This window comes from Micromonospora hortensis (genome assembly GCF_022230935.1).
Classification (GTDB): domain Bacteria; phylum Actinomycetota; class Actinomycetes; order Mycobacteriales; family Micromonosporaceae; genus Micromonospora; species Micromonospora hortensis.
On record NZ_JAKKFE010000017.1, the window covers coordinates 108,412 to 131,391 of the forward strand.

General features: G+C 72.6%; 18 protein-coding genes. 7 read left to right on the top strand and 11 right to left on the bottom strand.

The genetic code is table 11. From position 1 onward, the window contains the following. The first annotated feature begins 151 nt into the window (after nucleotides 1-151). The gene (locus tag NIE111_RS13245; protein ID WP_238684679.1) at nucleotides 152-544 is read left to right on the top strand and encodes a PH domain-containing protein; all 393 of its coding nucleotides are present in this window, start codon (nucleotides 152-154) and stop codon (nucleotides 542-544) included. Here NIE111_RS13245 and NIE111_RS13250 read toward each other — a convergent pair. Next, a complete protein-coding gene (locus tag NIE111_RS13250; RefSeq protein ID WP_238684680.1) occupies nucleotides 538-1,464 on the bottom strand; it encodes a 2-hydroxyacid dehydrogenase in 927 nt (308 codons plus the stop codon). The two genes, NIE111_RS13245 and NIE111_RS13250, sit on opposite strands and share 7 nt — an antisense overlap. A 186-nt stretch (nucleotides 1,465-1,650) precedes the next feature. Here NIE111_RS13250 and NIE111_RS13255 point away from each other — a divergent pair, with 186 nt between their 5' ends. The 3 genes from NIE111_RS13255 (at nucleotide 1,651) to NIE111_RS13265 (ending at nucleotide 6,398) form a co-directional block, all read left to right on the top strand. Continuing rightward, complete coding sequence (locus tag NIE111_RS13255; RefSeq protein ID WP_238684681.1) at nucleotides 1,651-3,468, top strand: SpoIIE family protein phosphatase; 1,818 nt, start codon at nucleotides 1,651-1,653, stop codon at nucleotides 3,466-3,468. A gap of 92 nt (nucleotides 3,469-3,560) precedes the next feature. Beyond that, a complete protein-coding gene (locus NIE111_RS13260; RefSeq protein ID WP_238684682.1) occupies nucleotides 3,561-4,733 on the top strand; it encodes a PQQ-dependent sugar dehydrogenase in 1,173 nt (390 codons plus the stop codon). A gap of 60 nt (nucleotides 4,734-4,793) precedes the next feature. Next, nucleotides 4,794-6,398 (top strand): metallophosphoesterase, encoded by a 1,605-nt coding sequence (locus NIE111_RS13265; RefSeq protein WP_238684683.1) that lies wholly within the window; start codon nucleotides 4,794-4,796, stop codon nucleotides 6,396-6,398. Between the two features lie 44 nt (nucleotides 6,399-6,442). Here the strand turns inward: NIE111_RS13265 and NIE111_RS13270 are convergent, their stop codons facing one another. After that, nucleotides 6,443-8,800 (bottom strand): thiamine pyrophosphate-binding protein, encoded by a 2,358-nt coding sequence (locus NIE111_RS13270; RefSeq protein ID WP_238684684.1) that lies wholly within the window; start codon nucleotides 8,798-8,800, stop codon nucleotides 6,443-6,445. Nucleotides 8,801-8,926: 126 nt separating this feature from the next. After that, on the bottom strand, nucleotides 8,927-10,426 hold the full coding sequence (gene gatB / locus NIE111_RS13275) for an Asp-tRNA(Asn)/Glu-tRNA(Gln) amidotransferase subunit GatB (protein ID WP_238684685.1): 1,500 nt from the start codon (nucleotides 10,424-10,426) through the stop codon (nucleotides 8,927-8,929). Between the two features lie 121 nt (nucleotides 10,427-10,547). On the opposite strand from gatB, the gene NIE111_RS13280 reads away from it, so the two are divergent. Continuing rightward, a complete protein-coding gene (locus tag NIE111_RS13280) occupies nucleotides 10,548-10,793 on the top strand; it encodes a hypothetical protein (RefSeq protein ID WP_238684686.1) in 246 nt (81 codons plus the stop codon). Further along, nucleotides 10,790-11,386 (top strand): hypothetical protein, encoded by a 597-nt coding sequence (locus NIE111_RS13285; protein WP_238684687.1) that lies wholly within the window; start codon nucleotides 10,790-10,792, stop codon nucleotides 11,384-11,386. Before NIE111_RS13280 ends, NIE111_RS13285 begins: the two co-directional genes overlap by 4 nt. 75 nt (nucleotides 11,387-11,461) lie before the next feature. On the opposite strand, the gene gatA is transcribed toward NIE111_RS13285, so the two are convergent. From gatA to ligA, 4 genes are all read right to left on the bottom strand, one after another. Continuing rightward, nucleotides 11,462-12,955, bottom strand: a complete 1,494-nt coding sequence (gene gatA, locus NIE111_RS13290) for an Asp-tRNA(Asn)/Glu-tRNA(Gln) amidotransferase subunit GatA (RefSeq protein ID WP_238684688.1) — start codon at nucleotides 12,953-12,955, stop codon at nucleotides 11,462-11,464. Beyond that, on the bottom strand, nucleotides 12,952-13,257 hold the full coding sequence (gatC, locus tag NIE111_RS13295) for an Asp-tRNA(Asn)/Glu-tRNA(Gln) amidotransferase subunit GatC (protein ID WP_091393256.1): 306 nt from the start codon (nucleotides 13,255-13,257) through the stop codon (nucleotides 12,952-12,954). The genes gatA and gatC overlap by 4 nt, the downstream gene beginning before the upstream one ends. A gap of 145 nt (nucleotides 13,258-13,402) precedes the next feature. After that, nucleotides 13,403-16,075, bottom strand: coding sequence for a putative bifunctional diguanylate cyclase/phosphodiesterase (locus NIE111_RS13300; RefSeq protein WP_238684689.1), 2,673 nt, complete (start codon nucleotides 16,073-16,075; stop codon nucleotides 13,403-13,405). Between the two features lie 158 nt (nucleotides 16,076-16,233). Continuing rightward, complete coding sequence (gene ligA / locus NIE111_RS13305; RefSeq protein ID WP_238684690.1) at nucleotides 16,234-18,369, bottom strand: NAD-dependent DNA ligase LigA; 2,136 nt, start codon at nucleotides 18,367-18,369, stop codon at nucleotides 16,234-16,236. Between the two features lie 368 nt (nucleotides 18,370-18,737). Between ligA and NIE111_RS13310 the strand changes: the two genes are divergently transcribed. Then, entirely contained in the window at nucleotides 18,738-19,271 is a 534-nt protein-coding gene (locus tag NIE111_RS13310) for a type II toxin-antitoxin system PemK/MazF family toxin (RefSeq protein ID WP_238684691.1), read from the top strand. 29 nt (nucleotides 19,272-19,300) lie between these two features. Here the strand turns inward: NIE111_RS13310 and NIE111_RS13315 are convergent, their stop codons facing one another. Genes NIE111_RS13315 through mnmA form a run of 4 tightly spaced genes read right to left on the bottom strand, consistent with a single transcriptional unit; the run spans nucleotide 19,301 to nucleotide 22,859 of the window. Further along, entirely contained in the window at nucleotides 19,301-20,311 is a 1,011-nt protein-coding gene (locus NIE111_RS13315; protein ID WP_238684692.1) for an ADP-ribosylglycohydrolase family protein, read from the bottom strand. A gap of 30 nt (nucleotides 20,312-20,341) precedes the next feature. After that, nucleotides 20,342-20,707: a VOC family protein gene (locus NIE111_RS13320; protein WP_238684693.1), complete on the bottom strand. Its 366-nt coding sequence runs from the start codon at nucleotides 20,705-20,707 to the stop codon at nucleotides 20,342-20,344. 36 nt (nucleotides 20,708-20,743) lie between these two features. Then, the gene (locus tag NIE111_RS13325) at nucleotides 20,744-21,748 is read right to left on the bottom strand and encodes a methionine synthase (RefSeq protein WP_238684694.1); all 1,005 of its coding nucleotides are present in this window, start codon (nucleotides 21,746-21,748) and stop codon (nucleotides 20,744-20,746) included. 37 nt (nucleotides 21,749-21,785) lie between these two features. Beyond that, nucleotides 21,786-22,859 carry a tRNA 2-thiouridine(34) synthase MnmA gene (gene mnmA, locus NIE111_RS13330; protein ID WP_238684695.1) on the bottom strand — a complete coding sequence of 358 codons (1,074 nt, stop codon included), beginning with the start codon at nucleotides 22,857-22,859 and terminating at the stop codon, nucleotides 21,786-21,788. Between the last annotated feature and the right edge of the window lie 121 nt (nucleotides 22,860-22,980).

The following is a 22,980-nucleotide window of genomic DNA, read 5'->3' on the forward strand; positions in this document are numbered from 1 at the left end:
CGCTACCCACGATTGGCAACGATGGACGGCCGAATTGGTTACTTGCCGGTCACTCAGGGAAGACAACGACCCGTGTCACTGTACGGCGTACCGCACGCTGCCGGCACCGCCCGCCGCGAGCCGAAACAACCCGAAGTGGGATCATCGGAGGGTGAGTAAGCCCGACACGGTCCGCTTCCGGTACAACCAAGCCATCCTGGTGGCCGCGATCATCGCCTTCGTCGGCGCCCTGCCGCTGGCCAACGCCCAGGACTACCTGCTGCCGGTGCTGCTCGTCCCGCTAGCGGTCGCGGTGTGGGCCTGGCGGGCCGGCACCGACGCCGACGCGCGGGAGCTGCGCATCCGGGCGCTGATCGGGCACCGTCGGATCGACTGGGACCAGGTCCTCGAGCTGACCACCGACCAGCGCGGGCGGGCTGTGGCCCGGCTCGACGACGGCCGCCAGGTCGCCCTGCCGGCCGTCCGTGGCGCGGATCTGCCCCGACTGGTCGCGGCGACCGGCCAGCCGCTACCGGACGCTCCGGCGGAGACCCCCGGTCAGTAGCCGTCGACCACCGTGTTGATCAGCGGCTGCCCGGCGGCGAACCGGCGGACCTGATCGCCCACCAGCCGGTAGGCCCGTGGCAGCAGCCCGCGCACCGACCCGCCGACGTGCGGAGTGAGCAGCACGTTCGGCATGACCCAGAGCGGAGAGTCGGCGGGCAACGGCTCCGGGTCGGTGACGTCCAACGCCGCCGAGATCCGACCGGTGCCCAGCTCGGCGACGAGCGCCTCGGTGTGCGCCACCGGGCCCCGGGCGGCGTTGACCAGCAGCGCCCCGTCCGGCATCGCGGCCAGGAACGCCTTGTCGATCAGACCACGGGTCTGGTCGGTGAGCGGCACCAGCACCACCACCACGTCCGCGTCGGGCAGGAGCCGGGGCAACTCCTCGACGGCGTGCACCCCCTGCTCCGGGCGGGCCGTCCTGGCGACCAGCGTGAAGCTCACGTCGAAGGGGGCGAGCCGGTCGCGCACCGCGGAGCCGATCGAGCCGGCGCCGATGATGAGCACCCGCTTACCGGTCAACTCGTCGGTCGGGGCGTTCTCCGCGAACGTCCAGCGCCGCTCGGCCTGCGCGCGGACGAACGCCGGGAACGCCCGCAGCTGGGTGAGGATCGCGGTGACGACCCACTCGGCGGTGGAGGGGTCGTGCACGCCCCGGGCATCGCAGAGCGTGACAGCCGGCGGTGTCCGGCCGGCCCAGGCGTCCGCCCCGGCGGAGAGCAACTGCACCACCGCCAGGTCGGGCAGCTCCCGCAGCACCGCCGTCGCGTCCGAGCCACCCAGGAACGGCGGCACCCAGAAGCGGACGTCCGCCGCCTCGGACGGCATCCGGTCGGTGTGCTCGAAGACCTCCACCGTCACGTCCGCGGGCAGCTCGCCCAGGAGGTTCAGGCCGGCCTGGTGCGGAATCCATACCTTCACGTCCGCCGACGATAGTCCCCGGCGCCGCGGCTGGTGGAGGCACGGCGGCGAACCGGCGTCCCGGGGGATGGCGCGCGGTGTCGAGGCGGGCGAGACTCAGCACACCGATGTTCGACTCCGCCCCCAACGAGGTATAACGAAGGGTCGGAGGGCCGGTCGGCCTCCGCCCCGGCAGACAGGTGCTCGATGACCGACGGCTCCCCCGGCCCCGCCCGGCGTTCGATCGCGCCACCTTCGGTGCTCGGCGACCCGCAGCGGTTGCGCGCGCTCGCCGACACCGGGCTGGACGCCGTCCCGGACGAGGCGTTCGACAGGTTCGCCCGGCTGGTGAGTGACCTGCTCGACGTGCCGGTCGCGCTGGTCTCCCTGGTCTCCGCCGACCGGCAGTTCTTCCCCGGCGCGGTCGGGTTGCCCAAGCCCTGGTCGCAGCGCCGGCAGACTCCGCTGAGCCACTCGTTCTGTCAGCACGTGGTGGACACCGAGGTGCCGATGGTGTTGCCGGACGCCCGGCTCTACCCCCGTGTCCGGGACAACCTGGCCATCGACGACCTCGGCGTGGTCGCGTACGCCGGGATGCCGCTGACCGACCTCTCCGGCCGGGTGCTCGGCTCGCTCTGCGCCATCGACAGCAAGCCCCGCGCCTGGACGGCAGCGCAGCTGCGGACACTGGCCGACCTGGCCGCCGCCTGCTCGTCCGAGCTGCGCCTGCGGATCGCGCTCGACGGCGCGCAGGAGGCCCGGCGGCGGGTCGTGCAGGCGCACGAGCGGCTGGAACTCGTGGCCGGGGTGAGCGAGACGCTGGCCGGCACCCTGGACGTGGGCACCGCGCTGCGCCGGCTCGCCGCCACCATGGTGCCGCTGCTCGCCGACTGGTGCCTGCTCACCCTGATCGGGCCGACCGGCCTGCCCCGCGAGGTGGTCTCGGTGCACCGGGACCCGGCCCGCACGGCGGACGTCGACCGCTTCGGCGAGCTGCTGCGCACCGGGTTGAGCCCCGAGTCGGTCATCCGGGCGGTGCTCCGGACCGGCCAGCCCCGGCTGGGCAGCGTGGCGTCCCTGGCCGACGTCACGAGGGGCACCACGAACCCGGAGATGGCCTCCATCGCCAGTCGGCTGGGCATCGCCTCCTACCTGAGCGTGCCGGTGCGGGGTGTCGGCGGCACGGTGCTGGGGGCGATCACGCTCGTCAACGGTGGCCAACGTCAGCAGTTCGACGACCGGGACCTGCTCACCGCTGTCGACATCGGCCGCCGGGCCGGCCAGGCAGTCGGCAACAGCTCGATGTACGGCGAGCAGCGGCACGTCGCCGAGGTCCTGCAACACAGCATGCTGCCCCGGCTTCCGGTGGTGACGGAGCTCGAGTTGGCGGCCCGCTACCAGCCGGCGGCCGACCGCAACGAGGTGGGCGGTGACTGGTACGACGCCTTCGTGCAGCCCGACGGTGACGTGATCGCGGCGATCGGCGACGTGGCCGGGCACGACATCGAGGCGGCGGCGACCATGGGCCAACTGCGCAACCTGGTGCGGGGCAACGCCTTCGGCCGGCCGGACGCGGTCGGGTCTCTAATGAGCAACCTGGATGGCGCCATCCGCGGCCTGCGGCTGCCGATCGCCGCCACCGCGACGCTGGTACGGATCTGTCCGCAGCACGCCGGTGTGCACGAGGTGACCTGGTCCAACGCCGGGCACCCGCCGGCGCTGGTGGTCCGCGTCAGTGGGGCGGTGGAGGTCCTGGAGGCGACGCCGGAACCGCTGCTCGGCCTGGCCCGCCCGTCGCCCCGGAGCAGCCAGTCGACCGTCCTGGCCACCGGCGACACCCTGCTGCTCTACACCGATGGACTGATCGAACGGCGGGACCGCTCCATCGACGAGGGGTTGGCCGAGCTGGTGGGTCTGCTGACCGGCACCGACACGCTGCCCCTCGACGACCTGTGCGACCTGCTGCTCGCCTCGATCCGGCACCGTGAGGACGACACCGCGTTGCTGGCCGTACGGGCTCGGTGAGCGGTCCACCGGGGATCATCGGGGGGGTCCTTCGGCACCCGTTGCATCTCGACGGGCCCGGTCGGGTCGCGCGGCGGGCTACCCTGGGCCGGGTGAGCGCCCGTCCCCCGTACCCTCGCATCCACCGCCTCCGGGTGGCCCTCGCGGCGTCCTGCGCGGCGCTGCTGTTCACCGCCGGTTGCAGCTTCGGTGAGCCGGAGCCCGACCCGGCCGGCGAACCGCCCAACCTGCCGACCCCGTCCGCGTCGGCGAGCCCCGGCGGCGCCGGTCAGCAGGCGGTGGCCACAGTGCTCGCCAAGGGTCTGCGGGTGCCCTGGGCGATCGCCTTCCTGCCGGACGGCGGCGCGTTGGTCACCGAGCGGGACAACGGCCGGATCCTCCAGGTCGGGCCCGAGTCCGGGCCGGACGGGCTGCGGGTCCGCCCGGTGCAGACGATCACCGACGTGGCGGCGGCGGGCGAAGGTGGCCTGCTCGGCATCGCGGTGTCCCCCGACTACGCCCGAGACCGGACGGTGTTCGTCTACTACACCGCCGAGCAGGACAACCGGGTCGCCCGGCTGCGGCTCGGCGGGCAGCCCACCCCGATCCTCACCGGCATCCCCAAGGCCAACGTGCACAACGGCGGAGGGCTCGGCTTCGGCCCGGACAAGCAGCTCTACGTCAGCACCGGTGACGCCGGTCAGCGCCCCCTCTCGCAGGACGTGAAGAGCCTCGGCGGCAAGATCCTCCGGATCACCCCGGACGGCAAGCCCGCCGCCGGCAACCCGTACCCCAACTCCCCGGTGTGGTCGATGGGGCACCGCAACGTCCAGGGTCTCGCCTGGGACGCCGCGAAGCGGATGTACGCCGTGGAGTTCGGCCAGAACACCTGGGACGAGATCAACCAGATCACCAAGGGCGGCAACTACGGGTGGCCGGAGGTCGAGGGCCAGGCCGGCGACAGGCGGTTCACCGACCCGATCGCGCAGTGGGCGACGTCGGACGCGTCCTGCTCCGGTCTGGCCGCCACGGACCGGCTGCTGGTCACCGGTTGTCTGCGCGGCAAGCGCCTCTGGGTGATGGAGTTGACCGACACCGGCACCCTGCTCGGTCAGCCCAGTGAGCTGCTCACCAACCGCTACGGTCGGCTGCGTGCGGTGGCCGCGGCACCGGACGGGTCGCTCTGGGTGAGCACCTCCAACCACGACGGCCGGGGTGACCCGGCGGGCGACGACGACCGGCTCCTGCGAGTGGTCTTCGCGGGTGGTGACGGCGGACGCAGCTGATTGCGTCACCATCCGTTCAGGTTTGCCAAGATCTTCCGACGGGCAGGTCAGACTTTCAGCATGGACGGGCAACGCGACGAGCGGCACGACGACGCCGATGACCGGGACGACCCGGTGACCGGCGACGATCGGCCGCGCCCGACGGGTTGGTGGGTCGGGGCCGCCGGCCCGCTGCGCCGCCTCGGGCTGATCGTCGCCGTCCTCGCCGTGGCCCTGGCCGGGGCGGTGCTCGGGGTGCTGGCCGGTGGCCAGGTGAGCACCGACATCGGCCCGTTCCGGGCCAATCTCAGCATCTCCCCGGCCCGGGACGGCGGCACCACCGTCGACATCCCGCCGCTCGGCGCGCTGCTGCTCGACAGCCACGACGGGCCGACCCATCTCACCGTCCGGCTGGGCGCCCTCGACCAGGGGCGCACCGAGGCGCTGATCGACGACCCGGCCAGCATCAGCCGGGCCAGCCAGAGCGCCGTGGAGGACGTCCGCTCCGGAGTGATGCGCCTCGGCCTGCGCACCCTCGGCGCGTCGCTGCTCGTCACGTTGATCCTGGCCGGGCTGATCTTCCGCGACGTCCGGCGCACCGCCTGGGCGGGAGGGTTGGCGTTGCTGGTCACCGCCGGCAGCCTCGGCACGGCGGCGGCGACACTTCGTCCGCAGGCCATCGAGGAACCACGCTACGAGGGGCTGCTTGTCAACGCGCCGGCCATCGTCGGTGACGCCCGCCGGATCGCCAACGACTACACCAAGTACGCGGAGCAGTTGCAGCGCCTGGTCGGCAACGTCAGCCAGCTCTACACCACTGTCTCGGCGCTTCCGCTGTTGGAGCCGACCCCGGGCACCACCCGGGTGCTGCACGTCTCCGACATGCACCTCAACCCGACCGGCTGGCAGCTGATCCGGACGGTAGTGGAGCAGTTCGGCATCGACGTGGTGATCGACACCGGGGACATCACCGACTGGGGCAGCGAACCGGAAGCCTCCTTCGTCGCCTCGATCGGCCTGCTGAAGAAGCCGTACGTCTTCATCAGGGGCAACCACGACTCCGGTAAGACCGCCGCCGCTGTGGCCCGTCAGCCGAACGCGATCGTGTTGAACAACACGACGACGACCGTCGCCGGGCTGACCATCGCCGGCATCGGCGACCCGCGCTTCACCCCGGACAAGAACACCTCCCCGGCTGGCAGCGGGTTGACCCAGCAGGTGGCCGACCAGGTGATCGGGGTCGGCAACCAGCTCGCCGCGACGGTTCGCAGCTCACCGCGACCTGTCAACATCGCGCTCGTGCACGACCCGGCGTCGGCCGGGCCGCTCGCCGGCACCTGCCCGCTGGTGCTGGCCGGGCACACCCACTCCCGGCAGGTCTCGGAGTTGCCGCAGGTGCCCGGGCAGCAGCGCACCACGCTGATGGTGGAGGGCTCCACCGGCGGCGCCGGGCTGCGCGGCCTGGAGGGCGAGAAGCCCACCCCGCTGTCGATGAGCGTGCTCTACTTCGACCAGCAGAAGCTGCTCCAGGCGTACGACACCATCACCGTCGGCGGCACCGGGCAGGCCCAGGTCAACCTGGAACGGCGCCTGGTGGAGAACCCGGCCGCCGGTGTCCCTGCCACGCCCACACCCACGCCGAGCGGCGGTGTCCCCGCCACACCCACGCCCACGCCGACCGGCTGAGCCGACGTCGACGCCCGCCAACGGATCGGCGGGCGGTCGACGGGTCAGCGCAGGGCGATGGCGGCCAGTGCGGCGTTGACGATGCTGCCGGGCAGCAGGTCGTGCAGTTCGTACAGCTCGGCGACGCTGCCGGACTGGCCGAACTCGTCCACGCCGAGCGGCACCGCCGGCGCGCCGACCGCCGAACCGAGCCAGGCCATCGCGTGCGACGCGGCGTCGTGCACTGTCACCACCGGCACCCGATCGGCGAACGCGGACCGCAGCGCGCCCGGCACGCTGGGCACAGTGGCCGTCCGTACGCCCTGGCGAAGGGTGCGCTGCCAGGCCCGGTAGAGCCGGTCCAGCGAGGTCACGTCCACCACGTGCGCGGCGATGCCCTCGTCGGCCAGTTCCGCCGCGGCGGCCAGCACCTCGGGCAGGACCGCGCCGGAGGCGGCCAGTTGCACCACCGGGGCGTCGACGAGGTGCGGGTACGCCTGGTGCGCGTCGACCAGCCGGTACGCCCCGGCGACGACCTGCCGGCGCAGCACCGCGTCGCCGAGCCGCGCCCGGGCCGCCTCGAACGGCGCCTGGTCCAGCGGTCGGGTGCTCAACCGGAAGTAGTACGCGCCGTCCTCGGCGGGTGCGGCGGTCGCGGTCGGGGCCGGCCCACCGGCGATCTGACCGAGCGCGTCGCAGAGCAGCCAGTCGAGGGTGGCCGCGTACGCCGGCTCGATGAAGGTCACCCCGGGCAGCTCCAGGCCGACCGACGCGGTGATGGTGGACTGGTGGGCGCCGCCCTCCGGGGCGAGGGTGATGCCGGACGGCGTGCCGGCCACCACGAACCGGGAGCCGGAGTAGGTGCCGTAGAGGAACGCGTCGAGGCCGCGCAGCACGAACGGGTCGTAGACAGTGCCCACCGGCAGCAGCGGCTGCCCGGACAGGTCCCAGGACAGCCCGAGCTGGCCGAGCAGCAGGAACAGGTTCATCTCCGAGATGCCCAGCTCGATGTGCTGCCCAGCGGGGCTCTCCGTCCAGCGCAGCATCCGGTCCTCGGTCCAGGAACGCTGCTCGGTGGGGGCGAACACACCGGTCTTGTTGATGAACCCGGCGAGGTTGGTGGAGGTGGCCACGTCCGGGGCGGTGGTGACCAGGTAGCGGCCCACCTCGCGGTCCCGCGCCAGGTCCACCAGCACCCGACCGAAGACCTCCTGCGTGGAGATCGGCTTGTTGGCGCGTACTCCGGTGCTCTCCGGAACGGTGACCCCCAGCGCGCGCTCGCGCGGCGCGCGGGACAGCGCCTCCCGGCGGGCGCCGGCCTGGATCCCGGCGGGTGACGCCGGGTCGAGGCGGTCCCACTCGGTCTCGGCGGTCAACCCCTGCGCGGCGCGCAGCGTGTCGACCTGCTCGGAGCTGAGCAGCGCGGAATGGTTGCGCGGGTTGCCGGCGATGGGCAACCCCCAACCCTTGACGGTGTACGCGAAGACGACGCTCGGCCGGTCGGTGACCGCGTCGCACTGGGCGTACGCGTCAAGCATCGCCTGAAGGTCGTGCCCGCCCAGGTCGGTGACGAGCGGGCCGAGCTCCTCGTCGGAGACGTCGGCGATCAGCTCGGCGATGCCGGCCGGAGCGCCGTCCAGGAACTGCTTGCGCAGCGCCGGCCCGGCCAGCCCGAACAGCGACTGGTACTGCTCGTTGGGCATCGCGTCGATCCAGTCGCGCAGCGCCTCGCCGCCCGGCCGGGCGTACGCCTCGGCGAGCCGGCGGCCGTACTTGACCTCCACGACGTGCCAGCCGGCCGCCTCGAACTGGCCCCGCCACTGGTTGATCCGGATGCCGGGGACCACCCGGTCCAGCGACTGGCGGTTGAAGTCGACGAGCCACATGACGTTGCCCAGCCCGGTGGTCGCCGGGTCTGCCACGGCCTCCCAGATGTTGCCCTCGTCCAGCTCGGCGTCGCCGATCAGCGCCACGAACCGGGAGTGCGGGCGGGCCCCGAAGTGCGCGTCGACGTACCGCCGGGTGGCGGCGGCGAAGAGCGGCGCCGCCGCGCCCAGGCCGACCGAACCGGTGGAGAAGTCCACAGCGTCCGGGTCCTTGGTGCGCGACGGGTACGACTGGAGGCCGCCACGGGCCCGCAGCCGGGGCAGGTAGGAGCGGTCCAGGTTGCCGAGCAGGTACTGGATGGCGTGGAACACCGGGGACGCGTGCGGCTTCACGGCGACCCGGTCCTCGGCGTCGAGGTGCGCGAACCAGAGCGCTGTCATCGCCGTGACCAGGGAGGCGCTGGACGCCTGGTGGCCGCCGACCTTCACACCGTCGCCGGTGACCCGGTCATGGTTGGCGGCGTCCACGATCCGGGTGGCGAGCCAGAGCACCCGCCGCTGGATCTCGTCGAGGACATCGAGGTCGTGCTCGGTCACTGTGGCTCCATCCAGGCGTCGCCGTTGACGCCCTCGCGAGGGGTGTGCGGGGTGGCCGCGTAGTCGACAGGGGGTTGCGGAAGGCCGCCGCCGGGTCACGGCGGCGGCCTGCTCCGGTCGGGTCTCTCAGCCCTCGACGCCGAGGCGCTCCAGGATCAGCTCACGCAGGGTCTTCGCGTCGGCCTGACCACGGGTGGTCTTCATGACCGCGCCGACCAGCGCGCCGACCGCGGCGACCTTGCCGCTGCGGATCTTGTCGGCGATGCCGGGGTTCGCGGCGATCGCCTCGTCCACGGCGGCGGTGAGCGCGCCGGTGTCCGATACGACCTCCAGGCCCCGGTTGGTCATGATCTCGGTGGGCGAGCCCTCACCGTCGACCACCCCCTCCAGCACCGTGCGGGCCATCTTGTCGTTGAGCTTGCCGGCGTCGACGAGCCCCTGAAGCTCGGCGACCTGGGCGGGGGTGGCACCGATCTCGGCCAGCTCCACGCCGCTCTCGTTGGCCCGGCGGGACAGCTCACCCAGCCACCACTTGCGGGCCGCGGCCGGGGTCGTGCCGGCGGCCACTGTCGCCTCGATCAGCTCGACCGCGCCGGCGTTCAGCACCGACTGCATGTCCAGGTCGGAGAGGCCCCACTGCTCCTGGAGCCGACGCCGGTGCACCCGCGGCAGCTCCGGCAGGGCGGCCTTCAGCTCGGCGACCCAGGCCGGGTCCGGGGCGATCGGCACCAGATCCGGCTCGGGGAAGTACCGGTAGTCGGTGGCCGTCTCCTTCGAGCGACCCGGGGTGGTGTCACCGGTGTCCTCGTGGAAGTGCCGCGTCTCCTGGGTGATCCGGCCGCCCGCGTCGAGCACCGACGCCTGCCGCAGCATCTCCGAGCGGACCGCCCGCTCCACCGACCGCAGCGAGTTGACGTTCTTCGTCTCGGTACGGGTGCCCCACTCCGCGCCCGGCAGGTTGAGCGAGGTGTTCACGTCGCAGCGCAGCGAACCCTCCTCCATCCGCACGTCGGAGACGCCGAGCGTGCGGATCACGTCGCGCAGTTCGGCGACGTACGCCTTGGCCACGTCGGGGGCGAGCGCACCGGTGCCCGTGATCGGCTTGGTGACGATCTCGACCAGCGGAATGCCGGCCCGGTTGTAGTCGACGAGTGACTCCGTCGCGCCGTGGATGCGGCCGGTGGCACCACCGACGTGCAGCGTCTTGCCGGTGTCCTCCTCGAGGTGCACCCGCTCGATCTCGATCCGTACCGTCTCGCCGTTGACCTCGACGTCCAGGTAACCGTCGACGCAGATCGGCTCGTCGTACTGGCTGATCTGGAAGTTCTTCGGCATGTCCGGGTAGAAGTAGTTCTTCCGGGCGAACCGGCACCACTCGGCGATCGAACAGTTCAACGCCAGGCCGATCCGGATGATCGCCTCGATGGCCGCCTTGTTGGCCACCGGCAGCGAACCGGGCAGGCCCAGGCACACCGGGCAGACCCGGGTGTTCGGCTCGCCACCGAAGTCGGTCGGGCAACCGCAGAACATCTTGGTGTTCGTGCCCAGCTCGACGTGGGTCTCCAGGCCGATCACCGGCTCGAAGCGTGCAACGACCTCGTCGTACGCGGGCAGTGTCGTGGTCATGAGACGCTCCAGGCGCGATCCGGGACAGAACCTGTCCAGCCTAATGGGGTTGCCCGATCAATCCTCGGCCGGGTTTCGTCCGGCACGCGTGGCGTCACCGACAGCGGGGTACGGAACGACAATGACGAATACGGGGAGAGAGTCAGGAGCCCAGGTCCGGCCGGTGCTCGTCGGGGTGGTCGCGGTGTGGGCGGTGGCCGTCGTGGTGACGCTGATCAGTTGGTTCGCCTCCGGGGAGGACCGGAACCCGGACACGGCCGCCGAGTTGGTGATCGGCATGGTGCTGCCCGGGGTGGCGGCGGTGGCGATCGCGTACGCCGGCGTGCACCTGGTGAACCGGCGGCGTCGGAATCAGGGGCGGCCGTGACCACCGAGGAGAGTGCCGCCGCTGAGAAGCAGGTGGCGAAGGAAGACAGGGCCGCGGCGCAGGTTCCGGAGAACCGGGGCCGGCAGCGCCCCCGGAGCACGTACGTTGTCGCCGCGTTGGTAGTGGTCCTCTTCGCCGCGCTGGGCACCGCCGCATTTGTCGGCCGAGGCACCGTGAAGTCCGATGACCTGCTCGTGACGTTCGCGTGGATGCTGATCCCGCCGCTGGTCGGCGCGGCCGTCGCCCTCGCCTTCGGCCGCCGACTGCTCAGGCGGCTGCCCCGGACGGCCGGTGCCGACCCGACGACGAGGCGGCGGATCGGGCAGGCGCTACGCGACGGGTCCACTGACGACCCTCGCCTGGACGCGCTGGCGCGCAAGGAGGCTCGAACCCGGGTCAGTCAACGCTGGCTGCTGCTGCTGTTCGTGGCAGGTCTCCTCACCCAGGTGGGGCCCCTGGTGAGCCCGGTCCGCCCCTTCGGCCGCCTGCTGGCCGCACTGCTGATCCTGCTCTGGGGAGGTGCCGCCTGGTGGCGCTGGCGTGGTCTGCGGGAGGCCCGCCGCTACCTCGCCGGGCCGCCGAGCCAGCCCTGATCCACGCCCAACCCGCCAGATGCGCGATCGGCGCCGAGGGACAGGTCCCTCGGCGCCGATGCGGTGACGTCCGTTCTAGAGCGCCGGCGGGGTGAACGTGCCGACTGCGGACTCCAACGCGGCGGCGACCCGGTACATCCGGTCGTCGGCCATCGTCGGGGCCATCACCTGCAGACCGACCGGCAGCCCCTCGGAGAGCCCACAGGGCACCGAGATGCCCGGCCCGCCGTACAGGTTCGTCGGAATCGTGTACAGGTCGGCCAGGTACATCTGGTACGGGTCGGCGGTCCGCGCGCCCATCGGGAACGCCACCGACGGGGTCGTCGGCGAGATCAGCGCGTCGACCCGCTCGAACGCGGCGGTGAAGTCCCGGGTGATCAGCGTCCGAACCTTCTGCGCCTGCCCGTAGTACGCGTCGTAGTAACCCGACGACAGCGCGTACGTGCCGATCATGATGCGGCGCTTGACCTCCGGGCCGAAGCCGGCCTCCCGGGTCAGCGACATGACCTCCTCCAACGACCGGTTGCCGTCGTCGCCGACCCGCAGGCCGAACCGGACACCGTCGAACCGGGCCAGGTTGGAGGAGCACTCGCTCGGGGCGATCAGGTAGTACGCCGGCAGGGCGTACGCGAACGTCGGGCAGGACACCTCGACGACCTCGGCGCCCATCTTGGTCAGCGCGTCCACCGACTCACGGAACGCGGCCATCACGCCCGGCTCGGCGCCCTCGCCCACGAACTCGCTCACGATGCCGAGCCGCACACCGGTCAGGTCACCGGTAGCGCCGAGCTTCGCCGCCGCCACCACGTCCGGCACCGGCTGCGGGATGGAGGTGGAGTCGCGCGGGTCGTGCCCGCCGATCACCTGGTGCAGCAGGGCCGCGTCGAGCACCGTACGGGCACACGGGCCGGGGGTGTCGAGCGACGAGGAGAAGGCCACCAGCCCGTAACGGGAGGTGCCGCCGTAGGTGGGCTTGGCGCCCACGGTGCCGGTGACCGCGCCGGGCTGGCGGATCGAGCCGCCGGTGTCCGAGCCGATCGCCAGCGGCGCCTCGTACGCGGCCAGCGCGGCGGCGCTGCCACCACCCGAACCACCGGGGATCCGGCTCAGGTCCCACGGGTTGTGCGTCGGGCCGTACGCCGAGTATTCGGTGGAGGAGCCCATGGCGAACTCGTCCATGTTGGTCTTGCCGAGCATCACCGTGCCGGCCTCCCGCAGCCGCTGCACGATCGTCGCGTCGTACGGCGGGCGCCAGCCCTCCAGGATCTTCGACCCCACGGTGGTCGGTACGCCCCGGGTGGCGAGCACGTCCTTGACCGCGACCGGCACACCCGCGAGCGGGCCCAGCTCCTCGCCGGCGGCCCGGCGCTCGTCCACCGCGCGAGCCGCGGCGAGCGCGCCCTCGGTGTCGACGTGCAGGAAGGCGTGCACCCGGTCGTCGACAGCGGCGATCCGGTCCAGGTGCGCCTGGGTCACCTCGACGGCCGAGGTCTCGCCCCCGGCGACCAGGCTCGCGATCTCCGTCGCGGTCATTCTGGTCAAATCGCTATTGCCGGTCAGCTCGCTCATGAGGCCACATCCTCGGTCAGGATCCGCGGTACGCGGAACCGCTGGTCCTCGGCGTCGGGCGCGCCCGACAGCGCTTCCTCCGGGGTCAGGCACGGCGTGACGACGTCCTCGCGGAAGATGTTCGTCAGCGGCACCGAGTGCGAGGTCGGCGGGATGTCCGCGGCGGCGACCTCGCCGACCTGGGCGACCGCCTGGAGGATCACGTCGAGCTGGCCGGCGAACGTGTCCAGCTCCTCCTCGGTGACGGCGAGCCGCGACAGGCGCGCCAGGTGCGCGACCTCCTCGCGGGAGATGGCGGCCATCCGTGCCCCCTTCTGAATTCCTGCTGGTCGGGCGGTGTGCCGGCCGCGCGACAGGTGGAGCGTGACACGCGGTGACCGGAGCGAGTCTATTGTTCCGCTCCGGTGCCGCGTCCCCGACTCCCCCTCCGGCGGCCCTCGTGCCGGGTCAGCGGGTGGGGCGGCGAGCGACATCCGGCTGTGGGAGCCCGCCGGTCGGGCGGACCGGCCGGTACCGGGCCAGCCAGGTGACCAACTCCTCGGCCGGCATCGGCCGGGCGTAGAACCAGCCCTGAGCCGCGTCGCAGCCGGCGGCGTGCAGCATCCGCCAGGTCCGCTCGTCCTCGACACCCTCGGCGACCACCCGCAGCCCCAGCGCGCCGGCCAGCTCGATCATCGACCGGACGATCGCCGCGTCGTCGGCGTCGTCGGCCATGCCGAGGACGAACGACCGGTCCACCTTCACCTCCGACAGCGGCAGGCGGCGCAGGTGCTGGAGCGAGGAGTAGCCGGTGCCGAAGTCGTCCAGCGCGATGGCCACCCCGATCCGGTGCAGTCGGGAGATGGTGGCCAGCACCCGACGCGGGTCGGCCATCAACGCGCCCTCGGTGATCTCGACCTGGAGCCGCTCGGCCGGCACCCCGTAGCGGGCCAACCGGTCGGCGATCTGGTCGGCGATCTCGCCGGTGTGCAGGTCGCGCACGCTCACGTTCAGCGCCGCGCGCAGGCCGATGCCGGCCGCCGACCACTTGGCGAGCTGCTCCACCACGTCGTCGACGACACGACGGGTGAGCAGTCGCATCACGGCGCTCTGCTCGGCGACCCGGATCAGTTCCTCCGGGTCGACCATGCCCCGCCGGGGGTGCCGCCACCGCAGCAGGGCCTCGACACCGACCACCTCGCCGGTAGCGATGGCGATCTGCGGCTGGTAGTACATGGTGATTTCCCCGGCGTCGTCGGCCGGCTCGTCGTCCGCGTGCGCCCACCCGGTCGATTCGAGTGGCTGCCCAGGCGTACCCGGCCCGACATCCCGACGAGCCCCGTTGCGCCCCTTGCCCACCGCGCTCCCGTTCGGGGACCGCCGACCGATCACGCCACCGGCGCGCCGCTCCCGGGCCGGGCCGGAGCGGGCGCCGGCGACAGTGGCACGGGCATTGCGGCCCCGGATCGGGTCGGCGCCGGTGGCGATCCGGTTGATCAGCTCATCGGAGTGCACCAGCTCGGCGTCGGTGCGCCTACGGCGTGCCCACCACCGGGCGGCAACCGGTCGTGCTGTGACAACCGCCGACGCCGGGTCCGCCGCCAGCCCGGCCCGGTCCGACGCCGCTGTGGGCAGCGCACCCTCGGCCGGGGCGCCGGTGGGCAGCGCCGCCCCGTCACCGCCGCGCACCTCCGCCGACGCGACAAGGGGTACGTCGGCAGTCCGCTCGGCGTCGCTCGGCACGCCGTGCCCGCCGGTCCCGTCCGGTTCCGTACCCTCGCCCTGGCCCTCAACCGCCGACTCGGCGTCGGCGTCGAACGGTCCCTCGGCCGACGGGCTGGTCTCCAGCACGCGGCGCAGGTCGGCGAGGAGGCCGAGTCGCTCGGCGGAATTGTGATCGGACTCCGGGGCGTACACGGCCACCGTGTCGTTGCGGTGTTTGGCGTCGTACATCGCCACGTCGGCGTGGCGCATCAGGGTGGCGAAGTCCTCGCCGTGCTCTGGGAAGAGGGCGATCCCGATCGACCCGCCCACGTCCAACGGCAACCCGTCGAGCGGCACCGGCTCGGCCAGCGCCTCGACGACCCGGTCGGCCAACTCCCGCGCCTGACCGACATCGGTCAGCCCGGTCATCACGATGGCGAACTCGTCACCACCCAGCCGGGCGATCATCTGTGGTCGGGGCTGCATGTCGGTGAGCCGGGCGCTGACCTCGACCAGCAGCCGGTCGCCCACGGCGTGCCCGAGGGCGTCGTTGACGTTCTTGAAACGGTCCAGGTCGATCAACAGGAGCGCGAGCTGCCCGTCGGGTTCACCACGGGCGGTCCGCTCGGCGTGCAGGTGCACCTGCTCGGCCACCTCGGCCAGCAGGGCCTTGCGGTTGGGCAGCCCGGTCAGCGGGTCGGCGGCGGCGAGGTGCTGCTGTTCGTTCGTCAGCCGCGCCATCCGATAGACGGCGAAGAGCGGCACCAGCACCAGCGGGATCAGCGCGGCGCTGACCCGCGCCGCCGCGACCAGCACCGGGGCGAGCAGCAGCAGCGAGCCGGTGGAGAGCAACTCGAAGCCGAGGCCCTGGCGGACGGTCGGCCACCAGCGATCCCCGAAACGCAGCCGCACCGCCCAGCTCACCAACCCGTAGTTGACGACGAACCAGGCCAGCGCGGCACCGCCGACAGCGGCCACGTCAGTCCAGTGCAACCGCCCACCGGAGAAGATGGTGCCCGAGCCGAGCTGGATCACCCCGTACGCGGCGGCGAGGGCGCACGCGTACTGGCCGACGTTGAACGCCGTGCGCCACGCGGCGTGCCGCATCCGCCAACCCGAGACGACGACACCGACCGCCTGCACCACCACCGCCGGGCCGAGGCCCCAGCCGAGCAGGATCGCGAAGGTGAAGCAGGTGGACGGGAACACCGCCGACGTCTGCCGGCGCCCCGGTGGCACGAACGGGCGCGCGTCGCAGATCACGGCGAGCGCGGCCATCGTCCAGAACGCCACCGGCAACTGGGACAACTCGCCGGGAAGCCTCGCGAGTGGAACGGCGGCGGTCAGCGCGGCGAACGCCAGGATGCCGGCGACGAAGGCGGCGAACGGTGCGACCCGTCCCGCAGGAAGCGAGTTGCGTGGGTCGGCGACCTCCACCACACCTCCCGACCGACCATCGGCGTGCCGGTGCGCGCGCCGTGACCCAATGAAACGCCCTCGGCCCCCAGTTTCCCGGTATGACAGTCACGAATCGGTCGTAGTCGTAATTAAGTTGGTATACGCGGCCACTCGCCGTGCCGTGCCGCCGGCGGGGGTCAGCCGCCCGGTTGAGCGACCTCCCGGGCGGCGTCCGGGCCGGCCTCCAGCAGGAGGCGGAACCCGTCCTCGTCGAGCACCGGCACCTTAAGACTGGCGGCCTTGTCGGCCTTCGACCCGGGGTTGTCCCCCACCACCACGAAGCTCGTCTTCTTGGAGACCGACCCGCTGACCTTGCCGCCCCGGCTCTGCACGGCCTCCGCGGCCTGGTCGCGCGAATAACTGGCGAGGGTGCCGGTCACCACCACCGTCAACCCCTCCAACGGGCGCGGCCCCTCGTCGACCGCCTCCTCGGCCATCCGTACGCCGGCCTCGGCCCACTTGCGGACCACCTCGCGGTGCCAGTCCACAGCGAACCACTCGCGGATGCTGGCAGCGATGGTCGGCCCGACCCCGTCGACGGAGGACAGTTCCTCCTCGGCGGCCGCGTCGATGGCGTCCATCGAGCGGAAGTGCCGGGCGAGCGCCTGGGCCGCGGTCGGGCCGACGTGCCGGATGGAGAGCGCCACCAGCACCCGCCACAGGTCCCGTTCCCGGGCGACCGCGAGATTGTCCAGCAACTTGGTGGCGTTGCTGCCCAGGGTGCCGTCCTTGTTGACGAAGAACGGCGACCGGGACAGCTGCTCGGCGTCGAGCTGGAACAGGTCGCCCTCGTCGCTGATGATCTCCGCGTCGAGCAGGGCGGCGGCACCCTTGTAGCCGAGCACCTCGATGTCGAAGCCACCCCGGCCGGCGAGGTGGAACACCCGCTCCCGCAACTGGGCCGGGCAACTGCGGGTGTTGGGGCAACGGATGTCCACGTCGCCCTCCTTGGACGGCGCGAGCGGGGTGCCGCAGGCCGGGCAACTGGTCGGCATGACGAACGGCCGGGCGTCGACGGGCCGCAGATCGACGACCGGGCCGAGCACCTCGGGGATCACGTCTCCGGCCTTGCGCAGCACCACCGTGTCGCCGATCAGCACCCCCTTGCGCTCCACCTCGCGGGCGTTGTGCAGGGTGGCGAGCGCGACTGTGGAACCGGCCACGCGCACCGGCTCGAGCACGGCGAACGGGGTGACCCGGCCGGTGCGCCCCACGTTGACGTCGATGTCGAGCAGCTTGGTGGTGACCTCCTCCGGCGGGTACTTGAACGCGATCGCCCAGCGGGGGGCACGACTGGTCGACCCGAGCCGGCCCTGGATGGAGACCGGATCGACCTTGACCACCACGCCGTCGATCTCGTGCTCGACGTCGTGCCGGTGCTCGGCGTAGTAGGCGATGAACTCCGCCACGCCGGCCAGGTCCGGGACGACCCGCCACCGGTCGCTGGTCGGCAACCCCCAGGACTTGAGTGCCGCGTACGACTCGGACTGCGCCGTGGGCTGGAACCCGCGGCGGGCGCCGATGCCATGCACCACCAGGCGCAGCGGCCGGGTGGCGGTGACCCGTGGATCCTTCTGTCGCAGGCTGCCGGCGGCGGCGTTGCGGGGGTTGGCGAAGGGCGCCTTGCCCTGCTCCACCAGACCCGCGTTGAGATCGGCGAACGCGGCGATCGGGAAGTAGATCTCGCCTCGGACCTCCACCAACTCGGGGACATCCGGGAATTCGGCGGACGCGACGAGCTGGCCGGGCACGTCCCGAATGCTGCGCACGTTTGCCGTGACGTCCTCACCGGTACGCCCGTCGCCTCGGGTGGCGGCCCGGACCAGCCGGCCGTTCTCGTAGGTCAGGTTGATCGCCAGCCCGTCGACCTTCAGCTCGCACAGGTAGGGCACCGGCCCGCCCGCGTCCCGTTCGACCCGCTCGGCCCAGGCCGCCAACTCCTCGTCGGCGAAGGCGTTGTCGAGCGACAGCATCCGTTCGGCGTGGGTGACCGGTGTGAAGTCGGTGGAGAAGGTGCCACCCACCCGCTGGGTCGGCGAGTCGGGAGTCCGCAGCGCCGGAAACTCCTCCTCCAGTGCCTCCAGCTCGCGCAACTGCCTGTCGAAGTCGGCATCGGGGATGGTCGGCGCGTCCAGCACGTAGTAGCGGTACTGGTGCTCGGTCAACTCCTGACTGAGCGCGGCATGCCGTTCCCTGGCCTGCGGCGTCGGCTCAGCCCCGGCCGCCGCCTCCTGCGCCGGGCTGACCTGCTGACCGATCTGTTCCTCGGACACACCGCCACCTTCGGACACGCCTGCGACCTCCCTGATCACGCTACTCCGGCACCGTATCGGGCCGGTGGGACAATCCGCCGCCCACCCGCACCCAAAGCGCCACCCCCCTCCCTCCCCTCCCCCCTCCCCTCCCCTCCTTCCCCCCTCCTTTCCCCCCAGCCCTATCCGGTGATTAGTTGATCCACCCTTCCCGCGATCTTGCATTTGCTGTCGCGGCATTTGGGGTGTTCCGCGCATCTCGGCGACCGAAACTGCAAGATCGGCGCGGGCGGGGCGGCTGCGGTGTGGTTGGCGAGCGGCACGGGCGGTGGCGTGCGAGGATCGCCGGACGATGGCGGCCCGTGGGCCGCCGGGACACGGAGGTACGGATGCCCGAGGCACTGCTCTGGGCGGCGGCGATCCTGCTGGCCGTGGCCGCCGGCTGGGCGTGGAACAGTTGGCGGCACCGGGTGGCCAACCGTCCGGGCACCCGGCCGGGTCGGGGCGGCAGCGGTGGCCGTCGTTCCACCCCACCACGGCCCCGTGGCGCCGGACGGCCGTCCACCAAGCCCCGCTCGCGCGACACCGACCGACACGGCGACGCCCCGGCGCCCGGTGAGATCTGGTGGGCCGACGTGCCGTACGCCGACGGCAGCGGGTCGAAGGTGCGCCCGTGCCTGGTGCTGCGCGCCGACTCCCGTGGCGCCGACGTCCTGAAGATCACCAGCCAGGACAAGAGCGACCGGGACGACCACGTGCGGATTCCCACCCGGGACTGGGACCCGGGCGCGGAGCACGACAGTTACCTCAGCCTCACCGAGCCGATCCGACTCAACTCGGCCGCCTTCGCCGACCACGCCGGCCGCTGCGACGCCGACCTGTGGCGAAAGGTCCGCAGCCTGCGCCACCTCCCCACCTCCTGACCACCCCACCATCCGCGTGGCCGCCCGGATCAGTCCCAGGTCGCGCCGAGCGTGGCCAACTGGTCCGCGTACTCGATGCGGTTGGCCCAGTCACGCGGCCAGGCGGTCATGCCGACGGCCGCGCCCACGAACGCGCCGGCCAGGACGGCGATCGAGTCGGAGTCACCGGCGGTGGTCGCGCCCCGGGCCAGCGCAGCGACCGGGTCGTCGGCGTGCCGTACGGCGCAGAGCAGCGCGGTGGCCAGCGCCTCCTCGGCCACCCAGCCCTCCCCGGTGTCCCGGCACGGGTCGCCGCCGTCGTCGGGCTTGCGCAGGGCGTCCGTCAGTCGGCCCAGCACCGCCAGGCACTCGTCCCAGCCCCGGGCGATGAACTCCTGGGGAGAACCGGAACCGGCGTGCTGCCAGAGGTCGCCCAGCCACCGCTCGGAGTAGACCAGGCGCTGGGACAGTGCCCGCTCGGTGAGCACCGCGGGAAGGTCGGGCAGCGAAACGCCCGCGCGCAGCGCGAAGACCGCGTACGCGGTGAGTTCGCTGGCGGCCAGCCCGGTCGGATGGCCGTGGGTCAGCCCGGCCTGCAACTGGGCCAACCCGGCGAGCGTGTCGAGGTCCACGTCGAGCAACCCGACCGGGGTGACCCTCATGTTGGCCCCGCAGCCCTTCGAGCCGACCACCGTCGCCTCCTGCCAGGGCAGCCCACGGCTCAACTCCGCGCAGGCACGCAGGCAGGTCATGCCCGGGGCTCGGTTGTTGTCCGGGCTGACCGCCCAGGCCAGGAAACGTTGACGCAGCAGCGGCTCCACCGCCTCCGGCGTGAACGACGGCGCCTCGTGCAGCGCCCAACCCACCGCGAGCGCCATCTGGGTGTCGTCGGTGACCAGTGCCGGCTCGCCGGACAGCTCCCGGGGGCCGGCCGGGCCGTACCGGCGCACGATCTCGGCGACGGTCAGGAACTCCGTCGGCTTGCCCAGCGCGTCACCGTAGGCGAGACCGAAGAGCGAACCGGAGGCGCGAAGCGCAGAGGTATGGATCACGGCGGCCATGATGCCGGGCCGCCGCAACCCACGGCAGGGTCAGTCCCAGCAGAGGCAGAACGGGTGGCCGGCCGGATCGGCGTAGACCCGGAAGCCCTCGCCCTCACCTGGCAGCCGCCGAGCACCCAGCGCGAGCGCGGCCTTCTCGGCGGCTTCGATGTCGTCGACCGTCACGTCGAGGTGGAACTGCTGTGGGCGCTCAGGATCCGGCCAGGCCGGTTGGCGCAGGTTGAGCGCCTGTTGAAAGGCGAGGCGCGGCTGGTGACCGGGTGGGCCGCCCAGCACCACCCAGTCGTCATCGGAGTCACCCTCGGCGAGCGGTACGCCGAGCAGCTCGGCGTAGAACGCCGCCAACGCCCGCGGATCCGGGCAGTCGATCACCACTGAACGCAGCTGTCCAATCATGACCGTCATCCTGCCCACCGGGTACGACAGGAAACCTCAGTCCTCGCCGAGGCGTCGGCCGGCGTCCCGGCACGCCGCGAGCACCGCCCGCGCGTACTCCGGTGTGGCGCCGGCGAGGCCGCAGGCCGGGGTGACCACCACCTGCTCGGCGAGTTGGCGACGAGGGAAGCCGAGGCGGTCCCACACCTGGCGTACCCGATCGGCGATCTGCGCGGAGGTCGGCGCGCCACCGGCCGACGGCGGCCGGGTCGGCGCGGCCCCGGCCAGCAACCCGAGGCCGGCGTCGATCGCCTCGCCCAGCGGGTCGAGCTTGGTGACCAGGTCCAGGTCGAGGGCGACCGCGACGGCGCCGGTAGAGCGGATCAGCTCCAGCGGCACGTCCGGGGCGCAGCAGTGCACCAGCGTCGGCACGCCGACCGCCTCGACTACAGTGCGCAGCAGGGCGGCGGCGTCCACCGAGTCGACCGCCCGGTACGCGCCCAGACCGCTTTCCGTCGGCACCCGCCCGGCCAGCACAGTCGGCAGTGACGGCTCGTCCAGTTGCAGCAGCACCGATGCCTGGGGCAGCCGGCGGGCGACCGCCGCGACGTGCGCGCGCAGCCCTTCGGCGAGGGAGCCGGTCAGGTCGCGGACCGCGCCGGGATCGCGCAGCATTCGGCCACCGATCGGCAACTCCAGGGAGGCGGCCAGCGTGAGCGGGCCGGCGGCCTGCACCTTGATCGGCCCGGCGTACCCCTCGGCCTGCTCGGCGAGCTGGTCCAGGTCGCGTTCCATCAGGTCACGGGCCCGGCGCAGGTCCCGGCCCGGGCGTGGGGCGACCCGCCACCGCCCCGCGTACACCTCGACGGGCACCTCGACGAGCAGCCCGGCGGACCGGCCGATCATGTCCGCTCCGGGGCCACGGGCCGGCAACTCGGGCAGGTGGGGCAGCTCGGGAAGCTCCCCGAGGACCACCCGCTGAGCCTCGCCGATGTCGGTGCCGGGCAGCGAACCAATTCCGGTTGCCGCGCCGGCCGGCCAGGGCCACGCCTGATCTGTCACGGGCGAAGGCTATCCCGCGAACACCCAGGCCGTGCGGTCAGCCGGTGATGGTCGCGGAGCCGAGGACCACGTCGCCGGCAGGGTCCGGCCGGTACGCGACCACGGCCTGACCGGCGGCGACACCGCGGACCGGTCGGCGCAGCTCGGCGTGCAGCCGGTCACCGTCGAGGGCGACGGTCGCCGGCACCGCGTCGCCGTGCGCGCGCAACTGCACCTCGCACTCGACCGGGGCGTCCGGACGGGCGCCGCCGGTCCAGACCGGACGTACGGCGTGCACGTCGGACACGTCCAGGGCCTCGGCCGGGCCCACAGTCACCGTGTTGGTCTTCGGCGTGATGGAGAGCACGTAGCGTGGCCGGCCGTCCGGGGCGGGCCGGTCCAGGTGCAGCCCGCGGCGCTGCCCCACCGTGTAGGCGTACGCGCCGCTGTGACTGCCGACGACGGCGCCGGTGGAGGCGTCCACCACGTCGCCGGGGGCCTCACCGAGCCGGCCGGCCAGGAAGCCGCGGGTGTCCCCGTCGGCGATGAAGCAGATGTCGTGCGAGTCCGGCTTGTCGGCCACGGCCAGGCCACGCTCGGCGGCCTCGGCGCGGACCTGCGCCTTCGTCGCGTCACCGAGCGGGAAGATCGATCGGTCGAGCTGCTCACGGGTGAGTACGGCGAGCACGTACGACTGGTCCTTGGCCAGGTCGACACTGCGCCGCAGGAGCCCGTCCGCGCCGAGGCGGGCGTGGTGCCCGGTCACCACCGCGTCGAAGCCCAGGGCCACCGCCCGGTCCAGCACCGCCGCGAACTTGATCTTCTCGTTGCAGCGCAGGCAGGGGTTCGGCGTACGACCGGCGGCGTACTCGGCGACGAAGTCGTCGACCACGTCCTCGTGGAAGCGGTCGGCCATGTCCCACACGTAGAACGGGATGCCGATCACGTCGGCCGCCCGCCGGGCGTCCCGGGAATCCTCCAGGGTGCAGCAGCCGCGCGCGCCCGTCCGATAGGTCTGTGGGTTGCGGGCCAGCGCCAGGTGCACGCCGGTCACGTCGTGCCCGGCCGCCACCGCCCGCGCCGCCGCCACGGCCGAGTCAACCCCACCCGACATCGCCGCCAGAACCCTCACTGACCCACTCCCTTTCCCGTCCCCACCACAACCCTATCCACCAGCCCCGAAAACCCACCGGACCCGTGCCCGCCCCGCCCGTCCACCTTCGCGATCTTGCAGTTTCTGCGGCGACATATGC

What these genes read in the sequence shown, in the direction of transcription:
- NIE111_RS13255 (WP_238684681.1), top strand. Translation starts at nt 1,651, where the DNA reads ATGACCGACGGCTCCCCCGGCCCCGCCCGGCGTTCGATCGCGCCACCT.
- NIE111_RS13265 (WP_238684683.1), top strand. Translation starts at nt 4,794, where the DNA reads ATGGACGGGCAACGCGACGAGCGGCACGACGACGCCGATGACCGGGAC.
- gatB (WP_238684685.1), bottom strand. Translation starts at nt 10,426, where the DNA reads ATGACCACGACACTGCCCGCGTACGACGAGGTCGTTGCACGCTTCGAG.
- NIE111_RS13280 (WP_238684686.1), top strand. Translation starts at nt 10,548, where the DNA reads ATGACGAATACGGGGAGAGAGTCAGGAGCCCAGGTCCGGCCGGTGCTC.
- gatA (WP_238684688.1), bottom strand. Translation starts at nt 12,955, where the DNA reads ATGAGCGAGCTGACCGGCAATAGCGATTTGACCAGAATGACCGCGACG.
- gatC (WP_091393256.1), bottom strand. Translation starts at nt 13,257, where the DNA reads ATGGCCGCCATCTCCCGCGAGGAGGTCGCGCACCTGGCGCGCCTGTCG.
- NIE111_RS13310 (WP_238684691.1), top strand. Translation starts at nt 18,738, where the DNA reads ATGCCCGAGGCACTGCTCTGGGCGGCGGCGATCCTGCTGGCCGTGGCC.
- NIE111_RS13315 (WP_238684692.1), bottom strand. Translation starts at nt 20,311, where the DNA reads ATGGCCGCCGTGATCCATACCTCTGCGCTTCGCGCCTCCGGTTCGCTC.
- NIE111_RS13320 (WP_238684693.1), bottom strand. Translation starts at nt 20,707, where the DNA reads ATGATTGGACAGCTGCGTTCAGTGGTGATCGACTGCCCGGATCCGCGG.